This window comes from Sulfitobacter sp. 1A15106, assembly GCF_043556995.1.
GTDB lineage: Bacteria > Pseudomonadota > Alphaproteobacteria > Rhodobacterales > Rhodobacteraceae > Sulfitobacter > Sulfitobacter faviae.
The window spans coordinates 70,657-95,569 of sequence record NZ_JBIFFM010000003.1 but is presented as its reverse complement, the minus strand read 5'-3'; the positions used below and the strand labels follow the sequence as shown (position 1 = coordinate 95,569).

Below are 24,913 nucleotides of genomic sequence, written 5' to 3'. Positions count from 1 at the left end.
AAATCAACGTTGTGCGCCCAGCATTGCCAGACGGATAAAGGCCCGTTCGACCAGCGCCAGCGCTGGCGCGTGCTGCCCGGCGGAGCGCAGCTTGAGGTCCGTCTCGGTCAGCACCGCCAGCGCGGTTTCCAGCTTCACCGCGCCCCAGTTGCGCGCCTGTCGCATCGCACGGTCGCGGTCGCGCACGCCGTAGATCGGCGCGCCGGGGTTGGCGGCGATGCGGTAGAGGGTGCGGAAATGCCGGGTCGCCATGATGGTCAGGGTCACCGGATTCACGCCTTGGCCTTGTAGCTTGCTCATCACCGGGCCGATTTCGGCGGCGCGGGTCTCGGCCACGACATGCAGGATGTCGTCGACCTCGGCCTCGGTCGAGGTGGGGGCGCAGGCGGCGATATCATCCAGCCCGATGTTGCTGCTGTCGCCCAGTTTATAGAGCGTGATCTTCTCCAGCGTTTGCCGGAAATCGCCGGGGTCGAGGGTGCGGGCCAGATCGGTCAGGGCGGCCATGGCGTCGGCCTCAGGCGTGAGCTTCGCGTCCTTCAGCATCTGCTCGATCTCGGCGCGATCGGGCGGGTGGTCGTAGATCGCGGTGGCAAAGGCGTTGGGGTGGGTCTCGAACGCCTTCAGCACTTTGGAGGTCTTCTTGAGATCGCCCCCGGTGACCACGATCTGCGCATCGCCGGGCTGCCATTCCTTCAGCGCGTCGAGCAGGATTTTCGCGATATTGTCATTCGCCTCTTCCACCAATGCGGCCCGCGGGCCGGGGAAGAAGCCGACCGCCTTGATCGCATCCAGCAGCATCGCCGGATCGCGGCGCAGTTCTCCGGCGGGCATCCGGCTGAGGCGCATTTCCTCTTCGGCATTGGGGCCGAGCAGGTTTTTCAGAAACTCCTGCCGTTTCAACGCCACGCGCATCGCGTCGCTGCCATAGATCAACAGCCCCGTGCGCGCGGGATCGGGCCGCGCGAAATAGGGTTTCGCCTCGCGCGGGGTCAGTTTCATTGGGGCAGGTCGGCCGCATAAAGGCGGCTAATCACGAGGTCCGCGAGGATGGTCATCAGGCGTTCCTGCGCGTCCAGTTCCGCCGCGCGGGTGGCCACGGTGGTGCCGGTGGCGGAATAGCCGGTAAAGCTTTCGACGTTGCCCGAGGTCACGATCTGCCCGCTGTCGAGGTCACGCAGCGCATAGGCGGTGGTGCCGACAAGGTTGTAGCGCCGCGTGTTGCCTTCGCTGTCGATGGCCAGCCCGTCTTCGACCGTGGCGGTGGTCAGGGCCAGCCCCCAACGGGGGGTGGCGGCGCGGCCAAGGCGGCTTTCCACCTCGCGCACCAGAAAATAGCCAAAGCGGTCTTCCGGTGCGTCCACCAACACACGGTTTTGCAGCGCCGTGCCCGCGCCGCCGGGTCCATAGACCGGCTCGAACCCGCAGGCGGCAAGCGCCAGTAGGGGCAGGGCCAGCAGGAAGCGGCGGCGCATATGGGTGGTCTTAGGCAACGACATTCACAATCCGTCCGGGCACGACGATGACCTTTTTCGGCGTGGCCCCGTCCAGCGTTCGAATGACAGCTTCATGCGCCAGCGCGGTTTTTTCAACCTCTTCCTTCGGCATATCGGCGGGCACTTGGATTTCCGCCCGGCGTTTGCCGTTGATCTGGATCGGCAGGGTCACGGTGTCGTCGACCAGCATCTTCTCATCCGCTTTGGGCCATGGAGCCTTGGCGATCAGCCCTTCGCCGCCCTGATGCGCCCAAATGTCTTCCGACAGGTGCGGGGTCATCGGCGACATGAGCTGCGCCAGCGTCATGATCGCTTCGCGTTGCGCGGCATAGCCCGCCTTGGATTTCTGCAAAGTCGCCGTGAAGGCATAGAGCTTGGCAATCGCGGCGTTAAAGCCAAAGGATTCGATGCCCATGGTCACGTCATGGATCGTCTTATGCATGGCGCGCAGCAGGTCGTCGTCGCCCGAGCCCGCCGCCTCGCGGTCCATTTCGGCCACGCGGTCACATATGTTCCACACGCGCGAGAGATGTTTATAGGCGGCTTCCGCGCCGGAGGCTGTCCATTCCACGTCACGCTCGGGGGGCGAATCGCTCAGCACGAACCAGCGCGCGGTATCGGCGCCGTAGTTCGAGATGATGTGCAGCGGGTCGACGACGTTCTTCTTGGACTTCGACATTTTGGCGGAAGGGATGATCTCAACCTCGGTCCCATCGGCAAGTTTGCCATCAGTCACCTCTTCTGGCAGGTGATAGACCGGGCGGCCATTATCATCGCGGGTCTGGTAGATCTCATGGGTCACCATGCCTTGGGTGAAGAGCGCGTCAAACGGCTCCACTGCGCTTTCGGGCAGGTGGCCGGTGATCTGCATCGCACGGGCGAAGAAGCGCGAGTAGAGCAGGTGCAAAATCGCATGCTCGATGCCGCCGATATATTGATCGACGTTCATCCAGTATTGCGCGTCTTCCATAACGGTCGGCGTCTCGGCACGCGGCGCGGTGAAACGGGCGAAATACCACGAACTGTCGACGAAAGTGTCCATCGTGTCGGTCTCGCGCAGGGCGCCCTTGCCGCAGGCGGGACAGGCGCAGTTGCGCCATGTCGGATGACGGTCCAGCGGGTTGCCCGGCGTGTCGAAGCTGACGTCGTAAGGAAGCTCGATCGGCAGGTTCTCTTTCTTTTCCGGCACCACGCCGCAGTCGTCGCAATGCACAACCGGAATCGGGCAGCCCCAGTAGCGCTGGCGCGAGAGGCCCCAGTCGCGCAGGCGGTATTTGGTGACGCCGTGGCCGATGCCGTTCTCCTCGCAAAAGGCGATGGCGGCGTCGACGCCCTCTTCGCCGGTCTGCCACTGGTCGCCCGCGAAGCCCCGGTTGTAGAACACCTTTTCGGTCTTCGGCGGGACGAAAGCGGCGTCGAGCTCGGGCGCGGCGTCTTCGGACGGCAGGAAGGTCGAGATGATCGGCAGGTCGTATTTGCTGGCGAACTCGAAATCGCGCGGATCGTGGCCCGGGCAGCCAAAGATCGCACCGGTGCCATAATCCATCAAGATGAAGTTCGCGATATAGACGGGCAGTTCGTGCGCGGTGTCGAAGGGGTGCCGCACGCGGATGCCGGTGTCCATCCCGAGCTTCTCGGCGGTTTCGATGGCCTCTTCGGTAGTGCCGCCCTTGCGGCATTCGGCACAGAAGGCCGCGACGGCTTCGTCGTCACGCTCCAGCGTCTTGGCCAGTGGATGGTCGGGCGAGATGCCGACGAAGGAGGCGCCCAGCAGCGTGTCGGGGCGAGTGGTATAGACCTCGATCCGGTCGAACCCCTCGGGGGCGTCCACGGTGGAGAAGGCGAACTGCAGCCCGCGCGACTTGCCGATCCAGTTGGCCTGCATCAGTTTCACCTTGGCGGGCCAGTTGTCGAGGCTGTCGAGCGCCGAGAGCAACTCCTCGGAGTGGTCGGAGATCTTGAAGAACCACTGCGTGAGCTCGCGCCGCTCCACCGGTGCACCGGAACGCCAGCCGCAGCCGTTCTCGACCTGCTCGTTGGCAAGCACGGTCATGTCGACCGGATCCCAGTTCACCACGGCGTTCTTGCGGTAGACGAGACCCTTTTCGAGGAAATCGAGGAACAGCGCCTGCTGCTGGCCGTAGTAGCCGGGATGGCAGGTGGCGATCTCGCGGCTCCAGTCGATGCTGAGGCCCAAAGGCTTCATCTGCTTTTTCATCTCGGCGATGTTGTCATAGGTCCAGTCCGCCGGATGGCCGCCGATCGCCATGGCGGCGTTCTCGGCGGGCATGCCGAAGGCGTCCCAGCCCATCGGGTGCAGCACGTTATGGCCTGTCGCGATCTTGTAGCGCGCGATCACGTCGCCCATCGTGTAGTTGCGCACATGGCCCATGTGGATGCGCCCGGAAGGGTAGGGGAACATCTCAAGCACATAGTATTTCGGCTTATCAGCGTTGCGAACGGCCTGAAAAATGCCGTCCTTTTCCCAGGCTTGCTGCCAGCGGGCTTCGATCTCGGCGGGGGTATAGCGGGGCATGAGGGGACCTTCGTGACATGAAAAACGCCGGGCTGCTGCTTTCACAAGGCCCGGCGTTGGAAACGTGTTGCGTTCAGCGGGCTTAGAACTTGCTGTCAGCGATGCGCATCTCGCGCGCCCGGCTGAGGATCGCATCCTCCACCGCGCGAGAGGTGGCCTTGGCGACAGGGCGCCCGCCGCTGGATTGCAGCGCGACATTGAGCGAGCGTGCATCTAGTGCCGGATCGTCGATCAGCACCGTGGCGCGATACGCTTGGCCACCGCCGGGCGGCGTGCCGTAACCTGTGACGATAACGCCGGTGAAAGGATCAACCGACTGCACAGGCAAGAAGTTCAGCACCTCAAGCGAGGCCGACCATAGGTATTTGTTCACCGAAACACTGGTGTCGGCATTGCCGCGGTTAAAGATCGACCAAATCGTATTCTCGGGGTTGGTCTCGATGTTATTGGGGTTGTTGGGGTTGGTGTACTGATCCGGCCGTTCCGTGGCAGGGCTGCCAAAGCCCCCACCACAGGCGGCAAGCGCGCTGAGCGCCAGAACGGAGATCGCTATCTTGCAAGCGGTACGAAGGGCCATTGCAGCTTTCCTTTGCCTGTTTGCGCTCCGGTCTATCCAAGCAGGCCCTTATCGGCAAGGTCTATGTCGGGTCTGCGTTCCACGGCTGAACCGAGGCAAATACGGCCTAACCCGGTGTCTGGTCGGAAAAACTGTGGCATAGCTGCACCAACCATGGCGACATTGAGAGGGAAGGCTGCGTGAACCTTGCCAAGTGCAGGTCATCGGGGGCAAACACCCTTCATACCCTTACCGGATTCCCCGGTCTGGGCATATGAATTCAAACCGAGGGAAAACTCATGAAAAAAGTTCTCTTCGCTACAACAGCCCTGGTTGCGACCGCCGGTGTAGCAGCAGCAGACGTAACATTCGGCGGCTACGGCCGTTTTGGTATCCTGTATTCCAGTGCGGCAGGGCCAGATGGGCTTGCGCAAACATTTGGTGATGATGGAACGGGAGACAGCTCCACCGACCTGACGTACCGCTTCCGTCTGCAGTTGGATGCAACAGCAGAGTCCGATACCGGCGTGGTTTTTGGTGCGCGTGTTCGCATCGAACAAGAAAACGATGAAGTCGACGATGCAGCCAACTCTGGCACCGGTATCAACGCACCGCGCTTTTTCGCCCGCTCCGGTGGTTTAGAAGTCGGCGTTGGAAACATTTACGGCGCGATCGAAGCTATGCCCGGCATGTATCCCATCGACCTCGGCCTGACCGGTCTTGAGTACCAATACTCGCCCTATCAGTACGGTGCCGACTTCTACGATTCCGATGGCGCAGGTGCATCGGCTGGCAGCGCCGGTACTGGTGCGCCGTTCCAGAACGCTGTTGAAGTTATGTATTCCTTCGGCGACTTGTCGGTGCATGTTTCGGCGTCGGAGGGTGCTCGCGACCGCGTGGCGGCACATGTCGCCTATACTTGGAGCGGCTGGACATTCGCGCTGGGTGGCCAGGACTCCAACTCAGCAACGGACACCGAGTGGCTAGCGTCGGCCGGTGGTTCTCTTGGCGCAGTTGATGTGAGCCTAGCCTATGCCGATAATGGTGCGAACGGCGACCAATGGACGCTCGCCGGTCGTTACGACGTCAGCGACGCGACTAATATCGAGTTCTATGTCTCCGATGCGGAAACCTACTTCGGTAACCCCACGAGCAACAACTCTTATGGTGTTGACTTTAACCATGACTTGGGTGGCGGCACGTCCCTCCGTGGTGGCGTTGCAAAACTCTTCCAGGGTCACACCGTTGCCGACATGGGTGTTCGCTTCAACTTCTAAGTTGAACGACAGACTGTGAATATTGGGGCAGGCCTTTCGGTCTGCCCCTTTTCTTTTGCCCACTGCTGTTGTTTTCTGCGCGCCTGACATGGAGGGCCGAAAATGAGTCTGAGCGACATCCAAAACCGCATCTCGAAAGCCGAAGCTGATGCAGGCCGCGCGGCGGGGTCGGTCAAGCTGATCGCCGTCAGCAAGGTTCAGCCCGATGCGCGTGTGCGTGCGGTCTTGGAAGAGGGGCACCGCTCTTTCGGAGAGAACCGCGTGCAAGAGGCGGCGGGCAAATGGCCCGGTTTTCGCGAGGATTTTGACGGCATCGACCTGCACATCATCGGCCCATTGCAAAGCAACAAGGTCCGGCAGGCGATGGAACTGGCCGAGGCGATCCACACGGTCGACCGCCCCAAATTGGCCAAGACCATCGCGCGGCTGGCGCAGGAGATTGGCCGCTGCCCTGACCTCTTCATCCAAGTAAACACGGGCGAGGAAGAGCAGAAGGCCGGGGTGATGCCCCGCGACGCGGATGCGTTCATTGCCGAGTGTCGCGCGCTCGACCTGCCGATCAAGGGGCTGATGTGCATCCCGCCGGTGGATGAGGCGCCGTCGCTGCATTTCGCGCTGCTGGCCAAGATCGCTGCGCGCAACGATCTGACCGGCTTGTCGATGGGCATGAGCGGCGACTTCGAGCAGGCCATCGCACTGGGCGCCACCCATGTGCGTGTGGGCTCCGCCATCTTCGGCGAGCGGGTTAGCGGATAATCAACCGCGTTGCCGGACCCACATGCGCGGCGATCTTGTGAAGGTCGCTCCGTGCAAAGGCGATGCACCCTTCGGTCGGATAGCCGGGCCGCCGCCATTGATGAATAAAGATCGCAGAGCCGCAGCCCGCCGTGGCATCGGGCCAGTTCCAGTCGGTCAGGATCACCAGATCGTAAAGCGGATCGGCGCGGCGCAGGGCCTCATGGCTATGGGGGTAGGGGGCGCGGACGCGGTGGTTGTAATCGGCTTGGCCACTGGCGTCGGACCACAGATCGCCCGGACCAATCGGCTGGGCCCAAGCGCTTGGTGCCGGTATCCGGTCAGGCCGGTAAAGCATCCCCACCAGACGATGCACCCCGCGCGGCGTGGCGCCATCGCCTTCGCGTTTGTCATCGGTCAGCCCGCCCTTGCCGATGCTACAGGCATAGCGCCGCCCCTGAAACCGCAGCCCCGTCGGCGTCAGCACCATGTCGTTCGGGGTCATAGCAGATGCCCCGATTTCGCGGCTTTGGTGGCCAGATAGGCGCTGTTGTGGCGGTTCTCGCCCACGGCCAGGGGGACGCGCTCGGTCACGGCGATGCCGCTTTGCTCCATCATGCCCACCTTGCGCGGGTTGTTGGTCAGCAGGCGCACGGCTGAGAAGCCCATCGAGCGTAGGATGTCGGCCCCGAGGCGGAAGTCGCGCTCGTCATCCTCGAACCCCAGCCGATGATTGGCCTCGACCGTGTCGAAGCCCTGATCCTGCAAGGAATAGGCGCGCATCTTATTGGCAAGCCCGATGCCGCGCCCCTCTTGGTTGAGGTACAAAAGCACGCCATGCCCTTCGCCGCCCATCTGCGCCAGCGCGGCGCGCAGTTGCGGGCCGCAATCGCATTTCAGGCTGCCCATCAGGTCACCGGTGAAACAGGCCGAATGCAGGCGGCAAAGCACCGGCGTGTCGCGGGCAGGGCGGCCAATTTCGATGGCGTAATGCTCTTCGCCGCCATCCTCGGGGCGGAAGATATGCAGGCGCCCGGCCTCGGAGACCTCCATCGGCAGGCGGGCGTTCACCACCGGATGCAGTGCGCTGCGCTCGGCAAGGATCGGGGCGGCGGCGGTAAGGTCGATCAAGGTCAGACCATGCGTCCGCGCGAAATCGGCCCCCTGCGGCAGATCAAGCACCAGTGCGGCGGGCAGCATCCGGGCGGCTTTCACCAGATCAATCGCGGCGCGATGCGCCGCCGTATCACCGCCCCGCGCGGTCTGGAGTGGCCCTTTCATCGGGGCGCGCAGGTCATTCGCCGGGTCCGCGATGCTTTGCACCCAAGCAGGTGTCGCCCCCTCAGGCAGCAGCACCCGGGCGAGATTGCCATCATAGGCCCGCGCCTTGAGCGTTTCGGCCCGCCGTGCGGTGATCGCCAGCACCGGCGCACCGCCCAAGGCCAGCACATCCGCAAGGCGCTGCGCGGTCAGCGTCTCTGCTGCCAGCACGAGGGCGGCCTGCGCGCCATCCGCCAGAATCACGGGCACGCCCATGCGCAGATCGGCCCGCGCACGCGCCAGTTGTTCGGTGATGTCCGGGGCGAAACTCATGGTTTGTTGCAACTCCGCAAAGGCTTCCCCGTCTATCTAGGTTATATCGCAAGGAATTGAAACATTTCACGCTTTGTTGACACGAGGCTGTGAGACAGTGGTCACATCCCTTGTCTGGGCCCCGCCCAAGGCGCATGTATAAGACAACAGACGGAGAGACAGATGGCCCAGCTTAAGAAAATCCTGCTTGTCGATGACGACGATGACCTGCGCGAAGCGCTGAGCGAGCAGTTGATCATGACCGAGGATTTCGACGTTTTCGAAGCGGCCAATGGCACCGAGGCGATGACCAAGGCCAAGGAAGCGCTTTACGATTTGATTATCCTCGACGTAGGCCTGCCCGATACCGATGGCCGCGAGCTGTGTCGCCTGATGCGCAAACAGGGGGTGAAAAGCCCAATCCTGATGCTGACGGGCCATGACACCGATGCCGACACGATCCTCGGCCTTGATGCCGGGGCGAATGACTATGTCACCAAACCGTTCAAATTTCCCGTCCTTCTGGCCCGTATCCGCGCGCAGTTGCGCCAGCATGAGCAATCCGAAGACGCGGTGTTCCAGCTTGGGCCGTATACGTTCAAGCCCGCGATGAAGGTGCTGACTACGGAGGACGACCGCAAGGTACGTCTGACCGAGAAAGAGACCAATATCCTCAAGTTCCTTTACCGCTCCAACGACGGTGTGGTGCCGCGCGATGTGTTGCTGCATGAGGTCTGGGGTTATAACGCGGGCGTCACGACGCATACGCTTGAAACCCATATTTACCGCCTGCGGCAGAAGATCGAGCCTGACCCCTCGAATGCCCGTTTGCTGGTGACGGAATCCGGTGGCTATCGCCTGATGGCATAAAAACCGGGAACCAATTCCGGCCCCCGTGGTTGGAATACCTGAGAGGCGGGGTTTTCATGACCCGCACCTCGGTTTGAAGCCCGACTTTTGTACCCGGGCAAAGGTACATACCTCCCTGTTGGACTGGCCGGGCCTTTGTGCCCGGTCTTTTTTTTGGGGGGGGGGAGATCGTCACCCCGGACCGAAATCAAGCCGTGGACGATGGCCCTCACCGCAAGGAAGCCCCATTTCCGCATGGCACCCCCGCGCCGCCCGCGTTACTGTGCCGAACCACCCCCAGACCGGAGCCTCCCCCATGTCCTTTACCCTCGCCACTTGGAACATCAACTCCGTCCGCCTGCGCGAGCCTTTGGTGCTGAAACTGCTGGCCGAACACGGGCCGGATGTCCTCTGCTTGCAGGAATGCAAGAGCCCCGTGGACAAGATCCCGGTCGAGGCGTTCAAGGCGGCAGGCTACACCCATATGGTCGCGCGAGGGCAGAAGGGCTACAACGGGGTGGCGATCCTGTCGAAACTGCCGCTGGTGGACGCGGGCGATCAGGATTTCGCCATGCTGGGCCACGCCCGCCATGTGGCGGCCAAGCTGGAGAACGGCGCGACGATCCACAACTTCTACGTCCCCGCAGGCGGCGACAAACCCGACCGCGAGATCAATGAGAAGTTTGGCCAAAAGCTCGATTACCTCTCTGAGATGCGCGACTGGTTCCATGGCGACAAGCCCGAGAAGTCGATCCTTGTGGGGGACCTCAACATCGCCCCGCGTGAGGATGACGTCTGGGATCATAAGAAGCTGCTAAAGATCGTCAGCCACACCCCGGTCGAGGTCGAAGCGCTTGGCGCGGTGCAGGATGCGGGCAATTGGGTCGACATCACGCGGCAGGATGTGCCGGAGGGCAAACTCTATAGCTGGTGGTCCTACCGCGCCGCCGATTGGGATGCCGCCGACAAGGGCCGCAGGCTGGATCATATCTGGGCCACATCGGATATCGCGCAGGCCGGGCACTCCAGCCACATCGTCCGCGACGCGCGCGGTTGGGAGAAACCCAGCGACCACGCGCCGGTTTTTGCCAGTTTTGACCTTTGAATCGCGCCCCCGCACGTCCATATAAGGCCAAACGCGATTAGCGAGGATAACAGCATGACCGACCTGAACCTTTCCACCGCCGCCCCTGCGGATGCCGATCTGATCAAGGACACGACCGAGGCGACCTTCATGGGTGATGTGGTCGATGCCTCGCAAACGGTGCCGGTCATCGTTGATTTCTGGGCGCCGTGGTGCGGCCCTTGCAAGACGCTTGGCCCGATGCTGGAAGACGCCGTGCGCGCGGCCAAAGGCGCGGTGAAGATGGTGAAGGTCAACGTCGATCAGGCCCAGAACATCGCCGGTCAGTTGCAAATCCAATCAATCCCCACGGTCTATGCCTTCTATAAAGGTCAGCCGGTCGACGGTTTCCAAGGCGCGCTGCCGCAGTCCGAGATCAAAGCCTTCGTCGACCGTGTGGTAAAAGCGGGGGGCGGCGAAGCGCCCGGTGACACGCTGGCCGATGCCGTCGCCGCCGCCGAAGAGATGCTGGCCGAAGGGGCCGCCACCGATGCGGCGCAGACCTTTGCCGCGATTCTCGAAGAAGACCCGATGAACGCGCCTGCCTATGGCGGCATGGTTCGGTCTCACATCGCCATGGGCGGATTGGATCAGGCCGAAGCCCTGCTGAACGGCGCGCCGATCGAAATCTCCAAAGCCCCCGAACTCGAAGCTGCCCATGCCCAGTTGCAACTGGCGCATCAGGCCGCCGATGCCGGCCCCGTGGCCGAGTTGACCGATAAGGTCGAGGCCAACCCCGACGACCATCAGGCGCGCTTCGATTTGGCCCAAGCGCTCTATGCCCATGACAATGCCGAGGCTGCCGTCGACCACCTGCTAGAGCTTTTCCGCCGCGATCGTGAATGGAACGAAGGCGCTGCCAAGGCGCAACTTTTCACTATTTTCGAAGCACTTAAGCCCAATGATCCGGTGGTGCTGAATGGCCGTCGCAAACTGTCGTCAATGATATTTGCCTGAAGAGGCGGGCGCGCTAAGTCCCTTGTCATGATCAAGCCAGCAGAACTGCCCAAGACTATTGCGATCTTTCCGTTGGCAGGGGCGCTGCTGCTGCCCCGCTCGCGGTTGCCGCTGCATATCTTCGAGCCACGCTATCTTCAGATGATCGAAGACGCGCTCAAGACTGACACGCGGTTGATCGGCATGGTCCAGCCCAACGAATTGCCCGGTCGCGACGGCCATGGGCTGCACCAGATCGGCTGCGCGGGCCGCATCACTCAGTTTTCCGAGACCGAGGATGGCCGCTATATGGTGACCCTTGGCGGCGTCTCGCGCTTTCGCGTGGTGGAGGAAATCGAGGGCTTTTCCCCCTATCGCCGCTGCGATGTGAATTGGTCGGGCTTTGACCGCGATCTGGGCGAGGATGAGGTCGACGACAGCTTTGACCGGGCGCGGTTTCTTGACCTTCTGGGGCGCTATTTCGACAGCCGCGGGCTTTCCGCCGATTGGGACACGTTGAAAGATGCCGAAGATGAGTTGCTGATCAACTCCCTGTCGATGATGCTGGAGTTCGAGGCCGAGGATAAACAGGCGCTGCTGGAGGCGCCTTCGCTGGAGACCCGGCGGGAGACATTGGTAACATTGATCGAATTCGCGATGCGCGGCGGTCAGGAAGAGGGCTTGATGCAATGACGGACGTGACCGTTCAATTCGACCGCCGGATGCTGGAGGCATTGATCTGCCCGCGCACCCAGACGACGCTGACCTATGACGCGGAAAAGCAAGAGCTGGTGTCGAAAGCCGCCAGCTTGGCCTATCCGATCCGCAATGGCATTCCCGTCATGCTGCCGGACGAAGCGCGGAGGCTGTAATGCCCCGCCGCTCCGTTACAGGGGCTTGCCCCGCATCAACCGGGGCAGTTCGCCCGTCAGCCCTGCGGCTTCGCGGATAAAGGTTCGGCGCAGGCCGGGCAGGGCGTTGATCGCGGCCATGCCCATGTCGCGGGCCAGCCGCAAAAGCGCATTATCGTTCGAAAACAGTCGGTTGAAACTGTCGGTCGCCAGCGCGAGGCTGGCATTGTCGAAGCGCCGCCATTCCTGATAGCGCGCGAGGACCGCGTCGTTTCCGGGGTCCTCCCCGCGGCGAAACGCATCGGCAATCACCTCGGCCAAGGCTGCCACATCGCGCAGGCCCGCGTTCAGCCCCTGACCGGCGATGGGATGCACCCCATGGGCCGCGTCGCCCAAAAGCGCCACGCGCGGGGCGGTCATGGAATGGGCCAGCGACAGGCCCAGCGGATAGCTGTAACGCGGGCCGGTCAGCGAAAGCTCCCCCAGAAAACTGCCAAAGCGCGGGCGCAGCACCTCAAGGTATTGCGCATCCGGCAGGGCGTTGATCGCGGCGGCATTGGCGCTCGCTTCGCTCCAGACGATCAGGGAGCGGTTGCCGGTCAGCGGCAGGATCGCCAGCGGGCCGGGGGGCATGAAAAATTGATGCGCGATGCCGTGATGCGGCTTTTCATGATCCACCACGCAGACCAGCGCGGTTTGGCCATAGGACCATGCGACACGCTTGATGCCCGCGCGTTCCGCCGTGCCGCTGCCGCGGCCATCGGCCCCCACCGCCAGCCGTGCGCGTAGGGTCTTGCCGCCCTCAAGCGTCAGGGTGATGCCGGTCGGCGCCACCGATTGCCCCGTAACGCGGGTCTCGTTCATCATGGTGATCGCCGGATCGGCGGCCGCCGCTTTTAGCAGCGCGCGGCGCAAATGGCGGTCTTCGACCATCTGACCCATCGGGCCTTCTTCGATCTCGGCATGATCGAAATGCATGAACATGGGCGAGGGGCCGGTGCCGGCACGCCCATCGGTGACCTTGATCTCAAGCATCGGCTGGGCGTCATCCGCGATGTCGGGCCAGATGCCGATGCCTTCCATCAACCTGACCGAGGTCAGCGCCAGCGCATAGGCGCGCCCATCAAAGGCGGCGTTCTCAAAGGTTTGCGCGGGCTGGGCGTCAATCACGGCCACGCGCAATCCTGCGCGGCTGAGGGCCAAGGCAAGGGCGGGGCCGTTCAGTCCCCCGCCGATGATCGCGATATCGTGGTCAAAATCCATGGCCCTAGATATGACCTGCGCGCGGGGATTGTCCATGCGCCGAACGGTCGCTAGGTTCGCCAAGAACAGCGGTAAGGGGCACGACATGCAAGAATGGTTGGAAATGACGGCGGCGGATCTGGGGCGCGGGATCGCGGCGGGCGATATCGACCCGGTGGCGCTTTGCGATGCCTATCTCGATGCCATCGACGCACATCCGATGCGCGACCGCATCTATGCCCGCGTCACCCCTGACCGCGCCCGCGCCGAAGCCGCCGCCGCGGCTAAGCGGGCCCGCGACGGTCAGCGCCTGTCGCCGCTCGACGGGGTGCCGATCTCTTGGAAAGACCTCTTCGATACCGCCGGAACGGGCACCGAGGCGGGCTCTAAGCTGCTGGAAGGCCGGGTGCCTGAGCGCGACGCCGAAGTGCTCGCCAGCGCGACGGCCTTGGGGCTGGTCTGCTTGGGCAAGACGCATATGAGCGAATTGGCCTTCTCGGGCCTTGGCCATAACCCCAGCACCGCCACACCGCCCTGCGTGAACGAGCCGGACAGCGTCTCGGGCGGGTCGTCCTCAGGCGCGGCGGCTTCGGTTGCCTTTGGCTTGGCGGCGGCGGCGATCGGGTCGGATACCGGCGGGTCGGTGCGCATCCCGGCGGCGTGGAACGATCTGGTGGGGCTCAAGACCACCGCAGGCCGTGTGTCCCTTGCCGGGACTGTGCCGCTGGCGGCGAAGTTCGACACGGTTGGCCCGCTTTGCCGTTCGGTCGAAGACGCGGCGCTGCTGCTCGCGGCGTTGGAGGGGGGCAAACCCGCCGACCTGCAAGAGAGCGAGTTGGAGGGGTGCCGTTTCGCGGTGCTGACCAATGTTGTCATGGATGAGCTTTCCGATGGGCCCAAAGCCGCTTTTGAAGCGGCGGTGGCGCGGTTGCGAGAGGCCGGTGCCACGGTTGATGAAATCGCCGTGCCCGAGGTGGAAGAGGCGATGCCGCTGAGTTCCTGTCTCTACACCACCGAAGCCTATGGGCTATGGCGCGATGTGATCGAAGCCGACCCGGAAGCGATGTTCAGCGAAATTCTTGAGCGTTTCCGGCTGGGTAAGGGTTTCTCCGGCCCCGATTACGTCGCCGCTTGGGCCAAGCTCGATCTCGCGCGGGCGGGCTATGACCGGGCCGTGGCAGGCTATGACGCCGTGTTGGTGCCCACTGCACCCATGCTGCCGCCGAACATCGAACGGCTGAACAGCGATCACGACTACTACCTTGCGCAGAATCTCCTATCCCTGCGCAACACGCGAGTCGCGAATCTCATGGGGCTTTGCGCGCTTACCTTGCCGACCGATACGCCCTCTTGCGGCATTTCTCTGATGTGCGCGCCGGGGGCCGAAGAACAGCTTTTGCGCCTTGGTGCGGCGGCTGAAGCGGCCCTGCGCGAGGCCTAAGAGCGCACGACCGAAAAGCCACAAGGGCGGCAAAACTCCCCGGTTTTTCTGGACGGGAGAGGCGCCCTTGGGTACCTTCGGGCAAACGGGGCGCGAATGATCCCGATCCGAGGCAGTTTTGATGATGTATACCGAGCGGTTTTCGAACCTTCCGGCCCACGTGTGGCCGCGCCTGCGCGCATTGCTTGACGGGCATGAGGGCGGCGGCACGCCGATCCATATGACCATTGGCGAGCCGAAACATGCGTTTCCGGCTTGGGTGACCGATGAGATCACGAAACACGCCGCAGGGTTCAACAAATACCCGCCGAACGACGGTTCGCCCGAATTGCGCGCGGCCATCGCTTCATGGATCGCCCGCCGCTACGGCGTCGAGATGGATCCCGACAGCGAGGTGATGGCTCTGAACGGCACGCGTGAGGGTCTCTATAACGCCGTCATCGCGCTTTGCCCGCCCACCAAGAATGGGGAGAAATCGGCCATCCTGATGCCGAACCCCTTCTACCAAGTCTATATGATCGGCGCGATTTCCGGTGAGGCGGACCCGATCATGGTGCCCGCCACTGCCGAGACCGGGCATTTGCCAGATTTCGCCAGCCTGCCTGAAGAGGTGCTGCGCCGGACTACGGCGGCCTATCTCTGCTCCCCCGCCAATCCGCAGGGCGTTGTCGCCTCGCGCGATTACTGGGCCGATCTGATCGCGCTGGCCGAGAAGTATGATTTCCTGATCTTCGCCGATGAATGCTATTCCGAGATCTACCGCGACACGCCGCCCACCGGGGCGCTGGAGGTGGTCAAAGAATTGGGCACCGACCGCAACCGCGTGGTGATCTTTCACTCGCTGTCGAAACGCTCGAACCTGCCGGGGCTGCGGTCGGGCTTTGCCGCCAGCGGGGCCGAGACGATGCGCCAGATCAAACAGTTGCGCAACTACGCGGGCGCGCCATTGCCGCTGCCCTTGCAGCAGGCCGCCGCCGCGGTCTGGGCCGATGAGGCGCATGTGGAAGAGAACCGCGCGCTCTATCAAGAGAAATACGCCATCGCCGACCGCATCTTTGGCAATGTGCCGGGCTATGCGAGCCCCGAGGCGGGGTTCTTCCTCTGGCTTCCGGTCGAGGATGACGAGGCGGCGGCGCTGAAGCTCTGGCGCGAGACCGGCGTGCGGGTGCTGCCCGGCAGCTATCTGGCGCAGAACGTCGCCGGGGGGAACCCCGGGCAGAATTACATTCGGGTCGCCTTGGTGGCCCCAAAAGACGAAACGACGCGCGGATTGGAAGCGATCCGCGACTGTCTGTATTCGGCATAAGCGAGGGACGACATGGCATATCAGACACGGGGACGCGATCCATTGCTAGACAGCAACATGGCCGAGGCAATCGAAAAGCGCGGTCGTGAACTGCTGGGGCTGGCGCTGATCATGCTGGGCATCATGGCCGCCATGATGATCGGCAGCTACACGCCCGACGATCCCAACTGGATGGTCTCGACCGATGCGCCGGTGCAGAACTGGATGGGCCGGATCGGCGCCTCCATCGCCGCGCCGTTGTTCATGATCGTCGGCTGGGGTGCTTGGGGAATTGCCATCGTCCTGCTGTTTTGGGGCGGGCGTTTCGCGCTGCATCAGGGCGATGACCGCGCGCTTGGGCGGCTGATCTTTGCCCCCATCGCCGTGGCGCTTGGCGCGATCTATGCCGCGACACTGGCCCCCGGTCAGGAATGGCTGCTGACCCATAGCTTCGGTCTGGGCGGGCTTTTTGGCGATACCGTCATGGGCGCGCTGCTGACGGTCTTGCCCATCGGCTCGACCCTGACGGTCAAGCTGATGTCGCTTTTGATGGGCGTCGCGATCTTGGCATTGGGCGCCTTCGTCTTGGGGTTCACCAAGGCCGAATTGTTCCGCATCCTGCGTTTCCTGCTGGTCGGCCTGATCATGGCCTATGCCGGGCTGATGACCCTTCTGGGCCGTGGGGCCAATGGGGCCGTGGTCGCCGCGCAGAACCTCTCGGCCCGTCAGGCCGAACGTCGTGAGCGCCGCCGTCAGGAAGCCGAAGACGCCGAAGCCTGGGCCGCGCAGGAAGCCGAGCAGAGCTATGCCGCTGAGCACGCCCCGGTGCCCGAGCCGGAAGCCGAACCGCGCAGCCTGTTCGGTCGGATGCCCGGGCTGATCAAACGGCCCGAACCCGAAGACGACATGCCCGAGCCGGAACTGATCGAGACCTACAGCGATGCCATCGTGGATGAGACACCGGGCGAAGAGCGCATCAAAAGCAAGATCGCCGATGTGATCAAGAACCGCGTGCGCCATGCCAATGCGATCCACACGCCGACGACCGCGCCTTTGACCAAGGGCCGGGGCCGTGGGCCGGACCCGCTGGTGCTGAACACCAGCCAGCCTGCCGCCCAGCCCGCCGGGCTGCGTGCCGAACCGCCCCTGACCGCCGAACCGGCCACCCTGCGCCCCGAGCCGCTGCTGCGCAGGCCGCAGGCTCAGCCCGCGCCCGCTCCGGCGCCCGAGCCGATGGTTCAGGAACCGGCAGCGCAAGCGCCGATGGCCGCGCCCTACGAAGACACTGTGGCGTCTGAGACCCTGCCGTTGCAGCAGGCGCCCGCGCCCGAGGCGATGAAGATCCCCGTGGCGGAACCGCGCAAAGTGGTGCAGCAGCCCGCCCGCAAACCCGTCCAGCCCTCGAAACAGGCGCAGGTCGAAGCGCAGCCCACCCTGACCTTCGACGACACGCACCCCGGTTTCGAACTGCCGCCGCTGAGCCTTCTGGAAAGCCCCGAGAGCGTGCAGCGCCTGCACCTCAGCGATGAGGCGCTTGAGGAGAACGCGCGGATGCTGGAAACCGTACTCGACGACTACGGCGTGAAGGGTGAGATCGTCGCCGTGCGCCCCGGCCCCGTCGTCACCATGTACGAACTCGAACCCGCGCCCGGTCTCAAGGCCAGCCGCGTGATCGGTCTTGCGGATGACATCGCGCGCTCCATGGCCGCGCTTTCAGCGCGTGTTTCCACCGTGCCGGGCCGCTCGGTGATCGGCATCGAACTGCCCAACGAGAACCGCGAGAAGGTGATCCTGCGCGAGATTCTTTCCAGCCGCGACTTCGGCGACGGCAACCACCGCCTGCCGCTGGCGCTTGGCAAGGACATCGGCGGCGACCCGGTTGTGGCCAACCTCGCCAAGATGCCGCACCTGCTGATCGCGGGGACCACCGGCTCGGGTAAATCCGTGGCAATCAACACGATGATCCTGTCGCTGCTCTACAAGCTGACGCCGGAAGAATGCCGGATGATCATGATCGACCCCAAGATGCTGGAACTGTCGGTCTATGACGGCATCCCGCATCTGCTGAGCCCGGTCGTCACCGACCCCAAGAAGGCCGTCGTGGCGCTGAAATGGGTCGTGGGCGAGATGGAAGAGCGCTATCGCAAGATGTCCAAGATGGGCGTGCGCAACATCGAAGGCTACAACGGCCGCGTTCGCGAGGCGCTGGCCAAGGGCGAGATGTTCTCCCGCACCGTGCAGACCGGTTTCGACGAAGACACCGGCGAGCCGATCTTTGAGACTGAGGAAAACACCCCCGAGGCGCTGCCCTATATCGTCGTCATCGTCGACGAGATGGCCGACCTGATGATGGTCGCAGGCAAGGAGATCGAAGCCTGCATCCAGCGTCTGGCGCAGATGGCGCGGGCCTCCGGTATCCACCTCATCATGGCCACACAGCGCCCTTCGGTCGACGTGATTACAGGCACGATCAAAGCGAACTTCCCCACCCGGATTTCCTTCCAAGTGACGTCGAAGATCGACAGCCGCACGATTCTGGGCGAAATGGGCGCCGAGCAACTCTTGGGCATGGGCGACATGCTGTATATGGCGGGCGGGGCCAAGATCACCCGCTGCCACGGCCCCTTCGTCAGCGACGAAGAGGTCGAAGAGATCGTCAACCACCTCAAGCAATTCGGCGAGCCTGATTACGTCTCGGGCGTTGTCGAAGGGCCGTCCGAGGATAAGGAAAGCAACATCGACGCGGTGCTGGGCCTTGGCGGCAATACCGATAGCGAAGACGCGCTCTATGACACCGCCGTGCAGGTGGTGATCAAAGACCGCAAATGCTCCACCTCCTACATCCAGCGCAAACTGGCGATCGGCTATAACAAAGCCGCGCGTCTGGTCGAGCAGATGGAGGAAGAGGGGCTGGTCTCACCGGCGAACCATGTTGGAAAGCGTGAGATTCTGGTGCCGGAACAGGCATAGGTCTGCCTCTTCCCCCCCTCTTGGGGGCGACAATCAGAAACACCGCCGGGCCACCCTCCCGGCGGTGCTTTTTTTATGGGGCAGGGCGGGCGATAGCGAAAAACCGCGCCCTGATATCGAATATCACGCCCGCCCGCCCTATGTCAGAACGTGAGGCAACACAGGACGAACAACATGCGTAAACTTACTTCTGCGATTCTGGCGGTTGGACTGGCCGTATCGGCGCCCCTCGCGGCGGCGGCGCAGCAACTGTCGCTGAATGAGATTTCGGGCTATCTGAACCAGCTTCGCACCGCCAAGGGCGACTTTACCCAGATCAACGATGACGGGTCGATCAGCACGGGCACGATCTATATCAAACGCCCCGGCAAGGTACGTTTCGAATATAACGCGCCGGATTCCGGGCTGGTCGTCGCGGGGGCGAATACGGTCGTGATCTACGACAAGAAGTCGAACCAACCGGCTGAGACCTATCCGCTGGCGCGGACCCCGCTGTCGATCATCTTGGCCGATAACGTCAATCTGGGCCGCGCCAAGATGGTGACGGGGCACAGCTATGACGGCACCGCCACCACGGTCACGGCGCAGGACCCCGCCAACCCCCAGTACGGCAACATCCAGATGAAGTTTACCGGCAACCCGGTGCAGCTGCGTCAGTGGATCATCAACGATGGCAACGGCAGCGCCACGACCGTCGTGCTGGGTGACATGCAGGTGGGGGGCAATATCTCTAACAGCCTGTTCGACACCGCGGGCGCACGGGCAGGCGGCAGACGCTAAGCGGCCCTGTTGAAACAAAAACGCCCCGGCTGATCAGGCCGGGGCGTTTTGCATTGGAGTGGGCGGGTTTACCAGCGGCCCAGACGGCAACCGGCGATCTGCCGTTGATAGAGTTTGGCGCGGGAATCGACCTTGCCGGCGACCCCGACCAGCCACGCCTTGCTGTTGTAGCTCTTGCGGGCAAAACCGGTGTGGCCCTCGTGATAGGCGAGGTATTGGTTGCGGGCGTCATGGAGGGAGACGCCGTTCCGCTCCCGTGTCAGGTTCATGTACCAGCCCATGAAATCGCTCGCGTCGCGAATCCGGTCGCGTTTGGCGCGCCAGCGGCCCTCGGATTCCAGATACTCATCCCATGTCGCGTCCAAAGCCTGCGAATAGCCAAAGGCGCTGGATTGGCGGCCCATCGGAATCACACCCAGCACATATTTGAACGGCGTCCGGGCATCCGCCACGAATTTGCTCTCTTGGTGGATGGTGGCCATTTGAACGTGGATGGGGACACCCCATTTCCGCTCGGTCGCGCGGAATGCGCGCAGGTAGTCGGGGTGATCTTTCAGGATCGTGCAGGCGTTATCCAGATCACGCGGGGCCGTTTGAGGCCCGCCGCCGCAGGATGCCACCAGCAGTACGATCATCATTGCGCAAAAATGCTTGCTCATCTGCCTCTCGCCTCTCGTTTTTGTTAGGGGACGTTTTTTCCGGAGGAGTTTAACCGATTCACCCTCACCATCACATCACTAAATTGGGAAAATGCGCGGCGGTCTGCGCGGTATTGCGCTGACAGCGCATCGGCGTGCAGGCGGTATTTCGCGGGAGGCCGGTAAAGCAATTGCGCCCCCGGGCGGTGGGCTGCCGCAAACCCACTGTCGGCGCAGCGTTCACAGTCTGTTTCCCCGCGCAGAGCCGCTGTGATTGGACAAAAGCCCCTTGAAAGGGCTACCGTCGAGGGGTAGGGGCAGCATGTTATGATACGAACACGCGCAAAATATCACCTCGGGCAGATTGTCCGTCACAAGAAGCATCCCTTTCGGGGCGTGATTTTTGACGTCGACCCGGAATTCGCCAACACCGAAGAATGGTATGAGGCGATTCCCGAAGAGAACCGGCCGGTGAAAGATCAGCCGTTCTATCATCTCTTGGCTGAGAACGATCAGAGCTACTATGTGGCCTATGTGTCCGAGCAGAACCTCGTGGCTGATTATTCGGGGGAGCCTGTGGACCACCCCGATATCCCCGATCTGTTTGGCCCCTTCACCGACGGTGCCTATCCGCTGCATTTCCAGATGAACTAAGCCCTGCGGGCTGTTTCCCAGCCCGCCAGAGGTCTTCATCAATAGCCCAAGGCGCAGCCGTCCTTGCGCGGATCGCTCGCGCCTTCCAGCACGCCATCTTCGCGGATGCGGATCGCCTGTGCCCCGCCGATCGCCGTTTCGGGCACTTCGACCCTATGGCCCAGATCGCTCAAGCTTTGGCGCACGTCATCGCCAAAGCCGCGCTCGACCTTCATCACCTGCCCATCGGCAAAGGCGCGGGGTGCGTCGATGGCGCTTTGAACGTCCATGCCGAAATCGGTGAGGTTCGAGGCAAAGCGCGCATGGCCGCAGGGCTGATAGGCCCCGCCCATCACGCCAAAGGGCATGGTCACCCGGCCATTCTCGCGGATCATGCCGGGGATGATCGTATGCATCGGGCGTTTGCCGCCTTTCAGCTCATTCGGGTGGCCTTCCTCCAATGTGAAACCCGCGCCACGGTTCTGCAGCAGGATGCCGAACTTGTCTGACGCGATGCCAGAACCGAAGCCGTGGAAGATCGAATAGATGAGCGAGACCGACATGCCGTCGCCGTCGACCACGGTGATATAGATCGTGTCTTTATGCACCGCCTCGCTGATCGGGGCGGCGGCGGCCATGGCGCGTTTGGGGTCGATCAGGGCCGCAAGGGCGCGGGCGGTCTCAGGCGCCAGCATCTGCTCAAGCCGCGTGGTGTGGTCCGGGTCGGCCAGAAAGCGGTTGCGCGCGTCATAGGCCAGTTTGGTGGCCTCAGCTTCGATATGCAGCCGCTCGGCCCCCAGCGGGTCCATCCCGGCGATGTCGAAGTGATCGAGGACATTCATCAGTAACAGGGCGGTCGCCCCTTGGCCGTTGGGCGGATGTTCGACCACTTCGAGGTCTTTGTACTGGCCTGACACGGGCGTCGTGACCTCGGCGCGGGCCTTGGTGAAATCTTCGGCGCTGTGGCTGCCGCCTGCGGCTTGCAGGGTGGCGATCATGTCCTCGGCGATCTCTCCGGTGTAGAAGGCATCGCGGCCCTGCGCGGCCACGCGGCGCAGCACTTCGGCCTGTCCCGGCGCGCGGAAGATGTCGCCGGTGCGGGGCGTTTTGCCGTTGATGAGGAAGTGATCCCGCGCGCGCCCCTGAAGGGTGCCGCCATCGGTGGCCCAGTCAAAGGCCACGCGCGGGGCGACGGGCACCCCCGCCTCGGCATAGTGGATCGCGGGGGCGAGCAGGGCGTCCAACCCCAGTTTGCCGGCGCTTTCCGAGAGGTGGCAGAAGGCGTCGATGGCTGTGGGGATGGTCACGGCATCCGCCGAGCGGAGCGGCACCGTCTGCTCACCTCGGTCCCGCAGTTTCGCGGCATCCAGTGCCGCTGGCGCGCGACCGGACCCGTTGAGGGCATGGACCTTCTCGCTGCCTGCCGGAGAGTAGAGCACGAAACAGTCGCCGCCGATCCCGGTCATCTGCGGCTCGCAAATGCCGAGGAGCACCGCCCCGGCGATGGCCGCGTCCATCGCGTTGCCGCCGCGCGCAAGGATATCGACCGCCGCCCGCGCCGCCAGCGGATGCGATGTGGCGCAGATGCCGTTGGTGGCCAAGACCGGTGACCGGCCGGGAAGGTGAAAATCGCGCATGTGCTGCCCCTCGCTGAATTACGTCAGCGTGACCCTAGACGGAGATCTCGGTTCTGCCAATGCGGGGGAAAGTTCCTCGGCACCGCGTACTGGGTGGGGGCTATTAAACACGGCACCGAGGGAAGCCATATGCAGCTACAGCCCCGTTTATGACCGGCAACCAAGGCGCAATTGTGATCCCAGCGGGGCCGTTTTGCGAAATATGCGGGACGCGCTGCCGCAGATGTTAACGCGGCGGTAACCCAACCGGGAGCCGCAGGTCGATCCGGTTCTCTTGGGCCAAGCGGCGATAGGTCAGGTCTTTCGCCAGATCGCGGATCAGGAACCAGCCAAAGCCGCCTTCGGGCAGGTCGCAAACGGGGCGGTCGATCTCTTGCGGCAGGCCCAAGGGCGCTTGCAGATCGGGCATCGGCAGCCCTTCGTCCGACACGGCAAGGTGCAGGCCGTCGGGCGCGTGATGGCAGGCGATATGGATGGGGCCGGGGTGGTGCGGGTCGGGGTAGGCGTGTTCGACGATATTGTTCAGCATTTCGGCGACCACCAAACGCACCACGCAGACCTCCTCGGCCCCGAGCGAAAGGCAGCTTAGCGCGTCCAGCAAAAGCGTGAGCGCCTCCCGCGCGGCCTGCGGGCCGCTGTGAACGGTGATCTCGAACGGGCAGAGCGCGGACCGCGCGGCGGAGAGCCGCATCGCGCTATTCTCGATGCGCGGTAAGGGCGGCGTCAAGCGTGTGGAAGATGCCAAAGACCCTATCCATCCGGGTGAGGATAAAGACCTTTTCCACCGCCGGGGTCAGCCCGGCCAGCACCAGCGCGCGCTGCGGCGCCAGATGTTTCATCGCCGCCACGATCGCGCCCAAACCGCTGGAATCAATGAAATTGACCCGGTGCAAATCAAGGATCACCACCGGCGGCGCATGGGCCGCGGCGCGACGCAGCGCATCCTTGAACTCCAGCGCCGCGGCGGCGTCGATCCGGTCATGCAGCACGCTGACCACGCAAAAGCGGTCTTCTGTTTTGGCGGAAACTTCCATAGACATGCCCCGAGACTTTGAAGTTCGAGACGTGATTAACCGTAAAACTTTACCAACTGGTATGCGGTGCAACTCTAGGAGAACGTGATGCGCAATGTCGTAATAACCGGTGCAGCCAGAACCCCGATGGGCGGTTTTCAGGGGGCCTTTGAGGGGCTGACCGCCGCGGAATTGGGCGGCAGCGCGATCAAGGCGGCTTTGGGCAAGACGGATCCTGCCGAAGTGCAAGAGGTGCTGATGGGCTGCGTTCTGCCCGCAGGCCAAGGCCAAGCGCCCGCGCGTCAGGCCGGGTTCAAAGCCGGTCTGAGCGAAGAGGTGCCCGCCACGACGCTGAACAAAATGTGCGGCTCAGGCATGAAGGCGGCGATGATGGCCTTTGACCAGATCGCGCTTGGCCAGACCGATGTCATGGTCGCCGGCGGCATGGAGAGCATGACCAACGCGCCCTACGTCCTGCCCAAGATGCGCGGCGGCGCGCGGCTCGGCCACGGTCAGGTGATCGACCACATGTTCCTCGACGGGTTGGAAGACGCCTATGACAAGGGCCGCCTGATGGGCACCTTTGCCGAGGATTGCGCCGAACGCTTCCAGTTCACCCGCGAGACGCAGGACGACTATGCGCTGGCCTCTCTGTCGCGCGCCATCGAGGCGCAGGAAAGCGGCGCCTTTGAAGATGAGATCGCCCCGGTCGAGGTGAGGTCGCGCCGTGGCAGCACCACGGTCAGCGCCGACGAACAGCCCGCCAGCGCCCGGCCCGAAAAGATCCCCCAGCTAAAACCGGCCTTCCGCGAGGGCGGCACGGTGACGGCGGCGAATTCTTCGTCGATCTCCGATGGGGCGGCGGCTTTGGTTTTGGCGGATGAGGACAGCGCCAAGCGCAAGGGGCTGCACATCCGTGCACGGATCGTGGGCCACGCCAGCCATGCCCAAGCGCCGGGGCTTTTCACAACAGCACCCGTGCCCGCCGCGCAAAAGCTGCTGGAGCGGATCGGCTGGAAGAAAGAGGATGTCGATCTGTGGGAGGTCAACGAAGCCTTCGCCGTCGTGCCGCTGGCTTTCATGCATGAGATGGACCTCTCGCATGATATCGTGAACGTCAACGGCGGCGCCTGCGCGCTTGGCCACCCGATCGGTGCCTCGGGCGCGCGGATCATGGTGACCCTGCTGAACGCGCTGGAAAAACGCGGGCTGAAACGCGGTGTCGCGGCGATCTGTATTGGCGGCGGTGAGGGCACGGCCATCGCCATTGAGCGCCCCTGATCCTACGGGCCGACTAGAGTATTTATGGGGGAGGCGGTTAGCCTCCTTTTTCCCGTCTGCAA

The 24,913-nt window shown here is 63.3% G+C and carries 24 protein-coding genes; 13 read left to right on the top strand and 11 right to left on the bottom strand.

Going from position 1 to position 24,913, the window contains the following annotated elements; genetic code table 11:
* Positions 1-3: 3 nt before the first annotated feature.
* The 4 genes from holA to ACGYKA_RS05340 form a co-directional block, all read right to left on the bottom strand.
* On the bottom strand, positions 4-1,002 hold the full coding sequence (holA, locus tag ACGYKA_RS05355) for a DNA polymerase III subunit delta (protein WP_394408599.1): 999 nt from the start codon (positions 1,000-1,002) through the stop codon (positions 4-6).
* The gene (gene lptE, locus ACGYKA_RS05350; RefSeq protein WP_394408602.1) at positions 999-1,499 is read right to left on the bottom strand and encodes an LPS assembly lipoprotein LptE; all 501 of its coding nucleotides are present in this window, start codon (positions 1,497-1,499) and stop codon (positions 999-1,001) included. The genes holA and lptE overlap by 4 nt, the downstream gene beginning before the upstream one ends.
* Entirely contained in the window at positions 1,486-4,032 is a 2,547-nt protein-coding gene (leuS, locus tag ACGYKA_RS05345; RefSeq protein ID WP_394408605.1) for a leucine--tRNA ligase, read from the bottom strand. The genes lptE and leuS overlap by 14 nt, the downstream gene beginning before the upstream one ends.
* An 82-nt stretch (positions 4,033-4,114) precedes the next feature.
* Positions 4,115-4,609 (bottom strand): DUF3576 domain-containing protein, encoded by a 495-nt coding sequence (locus ACGYKA_RS05340; protein WP_394398757.1) that lies wholly within the window; start codon positions 4,607-4,609, stop codon positions 4,115-4,117.
* A 278-nt stretch (positions 4,610-4,887) separates the two neighbouring features.
* On the opposite strand from ACGYKA_RS05340, the gene ACGYKA_RS05335 reads away from it, so the two are divergent.
* Both ACGYKA_RS05335 and ACGYKA_RS05330 read left to right on the top strand, forming a co-directional pair.
* Entirely contained in the window at positions 4,888-5,865 is a 978-nt protein-coding gene (locus ACGYKA_RS05335; protein WP_394398759.1) for a porin, read from the top strand.
* Between the two features lie 102 nt (positions 5,866-5,967).
* Entirely contained in the window at positions 5,968-6,621 is a 654-nt protein-coding gene (locus tag ACGYKA_RS05330) for a YggS family pyridoxal phosphate-dependent enzyme (RefSeq protein ID WP_394398761.1), read from the top strand.
* Here ACGYKA_RS05330 and ACGYKA_RS05325 read toward each other — a convergent pair.
* On the bottom strand, positions 6,611-7,105 hold the full coding sequence (locus tag ACGYKA_RS05325; protein WP_394408610.1) for a L,D-transpeptidase: 495 nt from the start codon (positions 7,103-7,105) through the stop codon (positions 6,611-6,613). The two genes, ACGYKA_RS05330 and ACGYKA_RS05325, sit on opposite strands and share 11 nt — an antisense overlap.
* Entirely contained in the window at positions 7,102-8,193 is a 1,092-nt protein-coding gene (gene ribA / locus ACGYKA_RS05320) for a GTP cyclohydrolase II (protein ID WP_394408613.1), read from the bottom strand. The genes ACGYKA_RS05325 and ribA overlap by 4 nt, the downstream gene beginning before the upstream one ends.
* Before the next feature lie 162 nt (positions 8,194-8,355).
* Between ribA and ACGYKA_RS05315 the strand changes: the two genes are divergently transcribed.
* From ACGYKA_RS05315 to ACGYKA_RS05295, 5 genes are all read left to right on the top strand, one after another.
* Complete coding sequence (locus ACGYKA_RS05315) at positions 8,356-9,042, top strand: response regulator transcription factor (RefSeq protein ID WP_067261731.1); 687 nt, start codon at positions 8,356-8,358, stop codon at positions 9,040-9,042.
* 295 nt (positions 9,043-9,337) lie between these two features.
* On the top strand, positions 9,338-10,126 hold the full coding sequence (locus tag ACGYKA_RS05310) for an exodeoxyribonuclease III (RefSeq protein WP_067261733.1): 789 nt from the start codon (positions 9,338-9,340) through the stop codon (positions 10,124-10,126).
* Between the two features lie 54 nt (positions 10,127-10,180).
* The gene (trxA, locus tag ACGYKA_RS05305) at positions 10,181-11,101 is read left to right on the top strand and encodes a thioredoxin (protein ID WP_394408616.1); all 921 of its coding nucleotides are present in this window, start codon (positions 10,181-10,183) and stop codon (positions 11,099-11,101) included.
* Positions 11,102-11,128: 27 nt separating this feature from the next.
* On the top strand, positions 11,129-11,773 hold the full coding sequence (locus ACGYKA_RS05300) for an LON peptidase substrate-binding domain-containing protein (protein ID WP_067261736.1): 645 nt from the start codon (positions 11,129-11,131) through the stop codon (positions 11,771-11,773).
* Complete coding sequence (locus tag ACGYKA_RS05295; RefSeq protein ID WP_394408619.1) at positions 11,770-11,952, top strand: Trm112 family protein; 183 nt, start codon at positions 11,770-11,772, stop codon at positions 11,950-11,952. Before ACGYKA_RS05300 ends, ACGYKA_RS05295 begins: the two co-directional genes overlap by 4 nt.
* 15 nt (positions 11,953-11,967) lie before the next feature.
* On the opposite strand, the gene ACGYKA_RS05290 is transcribed toward ACGYKA_RS05295, so the two are convergent.
* The gene (locus tag ACGYKA_RS05290) at positions 11,968-13,194 is read right to left on the bottom strand and encodes an FAD-dependent oxidoreductase (protein ID WP_394408622.1); all 1,227 of its coding nucleotides are present in this window, start codon (positions 13,192-13,194) and stop codon (positions 11,968-11,970) included.
* Between the two features lie 85 nt (positions 13,195-13,279).
* Here ACGYKA_RS05290 and ACGYKA_RS05285 point away from each other — a divergent pair, with 85 nt between their 5' ends.
* From ACGYKA_RS05285 to ACGYKA_RS05270, 4 genes are all read left to right on the top strand, one after another.
* Positions 13,280-14,614, top strand: coding sequence for an amidase (locus ACGYKA_RS05285; RefSeq protein ID WP_394408625.1), 1,335 nt, complete (start codon positions 13,280-13,282; stop codon positions 14,612-14,614).
* A gap of 124 nt (positions 14,615-14,738) precedes the next feature.
* Positions 14,739-15,920: an aminotransferase class I/II-fold pyridoxal phosphate-dependent enzyme gene (locus ACGYKA_RS05280; RefSeq protein ID WP_394408801.1), complete on the top strand. Its 1,182-nt coding sequence runs from the start codon at positions 14,739-14,741 to the stop codon at positions 15,918-15,920.
* Positions 15,921-15,932: 12 nt separating this feature from the next.
* On the top strand, positions 15,933-18,869 hold the full coding sequence (locus ACGYKA_RS05275) for a DNA translocase FtsK (RefSeq protein WP_394408628.1): 2,937 nt from the start codon (positions 15,933-15,935) through the stop codon (positions 18,867-18,869).
* A gap of 174 nt (positions 18,870-19,043) precedes the next feature.
* Complete coding sequence (locus tag ACGYKA_RS05270) at positions 19,044-19,649, top strand: outer membrane lipoprotein carrier protein LolA (protein ID WP_271692900.1); 606 nt, start codon at positions 19,044-19,046, stop codon at positions 19,647-19,649.
* Between the two features lie 68 nt (positions 19,650-19,717).
* Here the strand turns inward: ACGYKA_RS05270 and ACGYKA_RS05265 are convergent, their stop codons facing one another.
* Complete coding sequence (locus ACGYKA_RS05265; protein WP_322328450.1) at positions 19,718-20,308, bottom strand: lytic transglycosylase; 591 nt, start codon at positions 20,306-20,308, stop codon at positions 19,718-19,720.
* A 306-nt stretch (positions 20,309-20,614) separates the two neighbouring features.
* On the opposite strand from ACGYKA_RS05265, the gene hspQ reads away from it, so the two are divergent.
* On the top strand, positions 20,615-20,941 hold the full coding sequence (gene hspQ / locus ACGYKA_RS05260; RefSeq protein ID WP_067261750.1) for a heat shock protein HspQ: 327 nt from the start codon (positions 20,615-20,617) through the stop codon (positions 20,939-20,941).
* Between the two features lie 38 nt (positions 20,942-20,979).
* Here the strand turns inward: hspQ and ACGYKA_RS05255 are convergent, their stop codons facing one another.
* From ACGYKA_RS05255 to ACGYKA_RS05245, 3 genes are all read right to left on the bottom strand, one after another.
* On the bottom strand, positions 20,980-22,557 hold the full coding sequence (locus tag ACGYKA_RS05255; protein WP_394408631.1) for a gamma-glutamyltransferase family protein: 1,578 nt from the start codon (positions 22,555-22,557) through the stop codon (positions 20,980-20,982).
* Positions 22,558-22,783: 226 nt separating this feature from the next.
* Positions 22,784-23,248, bottom strand: coding sequence for an ATP-binding protein (locus tag ACGYKA_RS05250; protein WP_394408634.1), 465 nt, complete (start codon positions 23,246-23,248; stop codon positions 22,784-22,786).
* A gap of 4 nt (positions 23,249-23,252) precedes the next feature.
* On the bottom strand, positions 23,253-23,591 hold the full coding sequence (locus ACGYKA_RS05245) for an STAS domain-containing protein (RefSeq protein ID WP_394408804.1): 339 nt from the start codon (positions 23,589-23,591) through the stop codon (positions 23,253-23,255).
* Between the two features lie 87 nt (positions 23,592-23,678).
* Between ACGYKA_RS05245 and ACGYKA_RS05240 the strand changes: the two genes are divergently transcribed.
* On the top strand, positions 23,679-24,851 hold the full coding sequence (locus ACGYKA_RS05240) for a thiolase family protein (RefSeq protein ID WP_394408637.1): 1,173 nt from the start codon (positions 23,679-23,681) through the stop codon (positions 24,849-24,851).
* Positions 24,852-24,913: the final 62 nt, after the last annotated feature.

Coding starts and splice junctions, on each gene's coding strand:
- ACGYKA_RS05315 (WP_067261731.1), top strand. CDS start 8,356: ATGGCCCAGCTTAAGAAAATCCTGCTTGTCGATGACGACGATGACCTG.
- ACGYKA_RS05240 (WP_394408637.1), top strand. CDS start 23,679: ATGCGCAATGTCGTAATAACCGGTGCAGCCAGAACCCCGATGGGCGGT.
- ACGYKA_RS05310 (WP_067261733.1), top strand. CDS start 9,338: ATGTCCTTTACCCTCGCCACTTGGAACATCAACTCCGTCCGCCTGCGC.
- ACGYKA_RS05245 (WP_394408804.1), bottom strand. CDS start 23,591: ATGGAAGTTTCCGCCAAAACAGAAGACCGCTTTTGCGTGGTCAGCGTG.
- ACGYKA_RS05270 (WP_271692900.1), top strand. CDS start 19,044: ATGCGTAAACTTACTTCTGCGATTCTGGCGGTTGGACTGGCCGTATCG.
- holA (WP_394408599.1), bottom strand. CDS start 1,002: ATGAAACTGACCCCGCGCGAGGCGAAACCCTATTTCGCGCGGCCCGAT.
- ACGYKA_RS05295 (WP_394408619.1), top strand. CDS start 11,770: ATGACGGACGTGACCGTTCAATTCGACCGCCGGATGCTGGAGGCATTG.
- ACGYKA_RS05255 (WP_394408631.1), bottom strand. CDS start 22,557: ATGCGCGATTTTCACCTTCCCGGCCGGTCACCGGTCTTGGCCACCAAC.
- ACGYKA_RS05340 (WP_394398757.1), bottom strand. CDS start 4,609: ATGGCCCTTCGTACCGCTTGCAAGATAGCGATCTCCGTTCTGGCGCTC.
- ACGYKA_RS05285 (WP_394408625.1), top strand. CDS start 13,280: ATGCAAGAATGGTTGGAAATGACGGCGGCGGATCTGGGGCGCGGGATC.
- hspQ (WP_067261750.1), top strand. CDS start 20,615: ATGATACGAACACGCGCAAAATATCACCTCGGGCAGATTGTCCGTCAC.
- ACGYKA_RS05325 (WP_394408610.1), bottom strand. CDS start 7,105: ATGACCCCGAACGACATGGTGCTGACGCCGACGGGGCTGCGGTTTCAG.
- ACGYKA_RS05330 (WP_394398761.1), top strand. CDS start 5,968: ATGAGTCTGAGCGACATCCAAAACCGCATCTCGAAAGCCGAAGCTGAT.
- ACGYKA_RS05300 (WP_067261736.1), top strand. CDS start 11,129: ATGATCAAGCCAGCAGAACTGCCCAAGACTATTGCGATCTTTCCGTTG.
- ACGYKA_RS05290 (WP_394408622.1), bottom strand. CDS start 13,194: ATGGATTTTGACCACGATATCGCGATCATCGGCGGGGGACTGAACGGC.
- ACGYKA_RS05265 (WP_322328450.1), bottom strand. CDS start 20,308: ATGAGCAAGCATTTTTGCGCAATGATGATCGTACTGCTGGTGGCATCC.
- ACGYKA_RS05275 (WP_394408628.1), top strand. CDS start 15,933: ATGGCATATCAGACACGGGGACGCGATCCATTGCTAGACAGCAACATG.
- ACGYKA_RS05250 (WP_394408634.1), bottom strand. CDS start 23,248: ATGCGGCTCTCCGCCGCGCGGTCCGCGCTCTGCCCGTTCGAGATCACC.
- ACGYKA_RS05280 (WP_394408801.1), top strand. CDS start 14,739: ATGTATACCGAGCGGTTTTCGAACCTTCCGGCCCACGTGTGGCCGCGC.
- trxA (WP_394408616.1), top strand. CDS start 10,181: ATGACCGACCTGAACCTTTCCACCGCCGCCCCTGCGGATGCCGATCTG.
- leuS (WP_394408605.1), bottom strand. CDS start 4,032: ATGCCCCGCTATACCCCCGCCGAGATCGAAGCCCGCTGGCAGCAAGCC.
- lptE (WP_394408602.1), bottom strand. CDS start 1,499: ATGTCGTTGCCTAAGACCACCCATATGCGCCGCCGCTTCCTGCTGGCC.
- ACGYKA_RS05335 (WP_394398759.1), top strand. CDS start 4,888: ATGAAAAAAGTTCTCTTCGCTACAACAGCCCTGGTTGCGACCGCCGGT.
- ribA (WP_394408613.1), bottom strand. CDS start 8,193: ATGAGTTTCGCCCCGGACATCACCGAACAACTGGCGCGTGCGCGGGCC.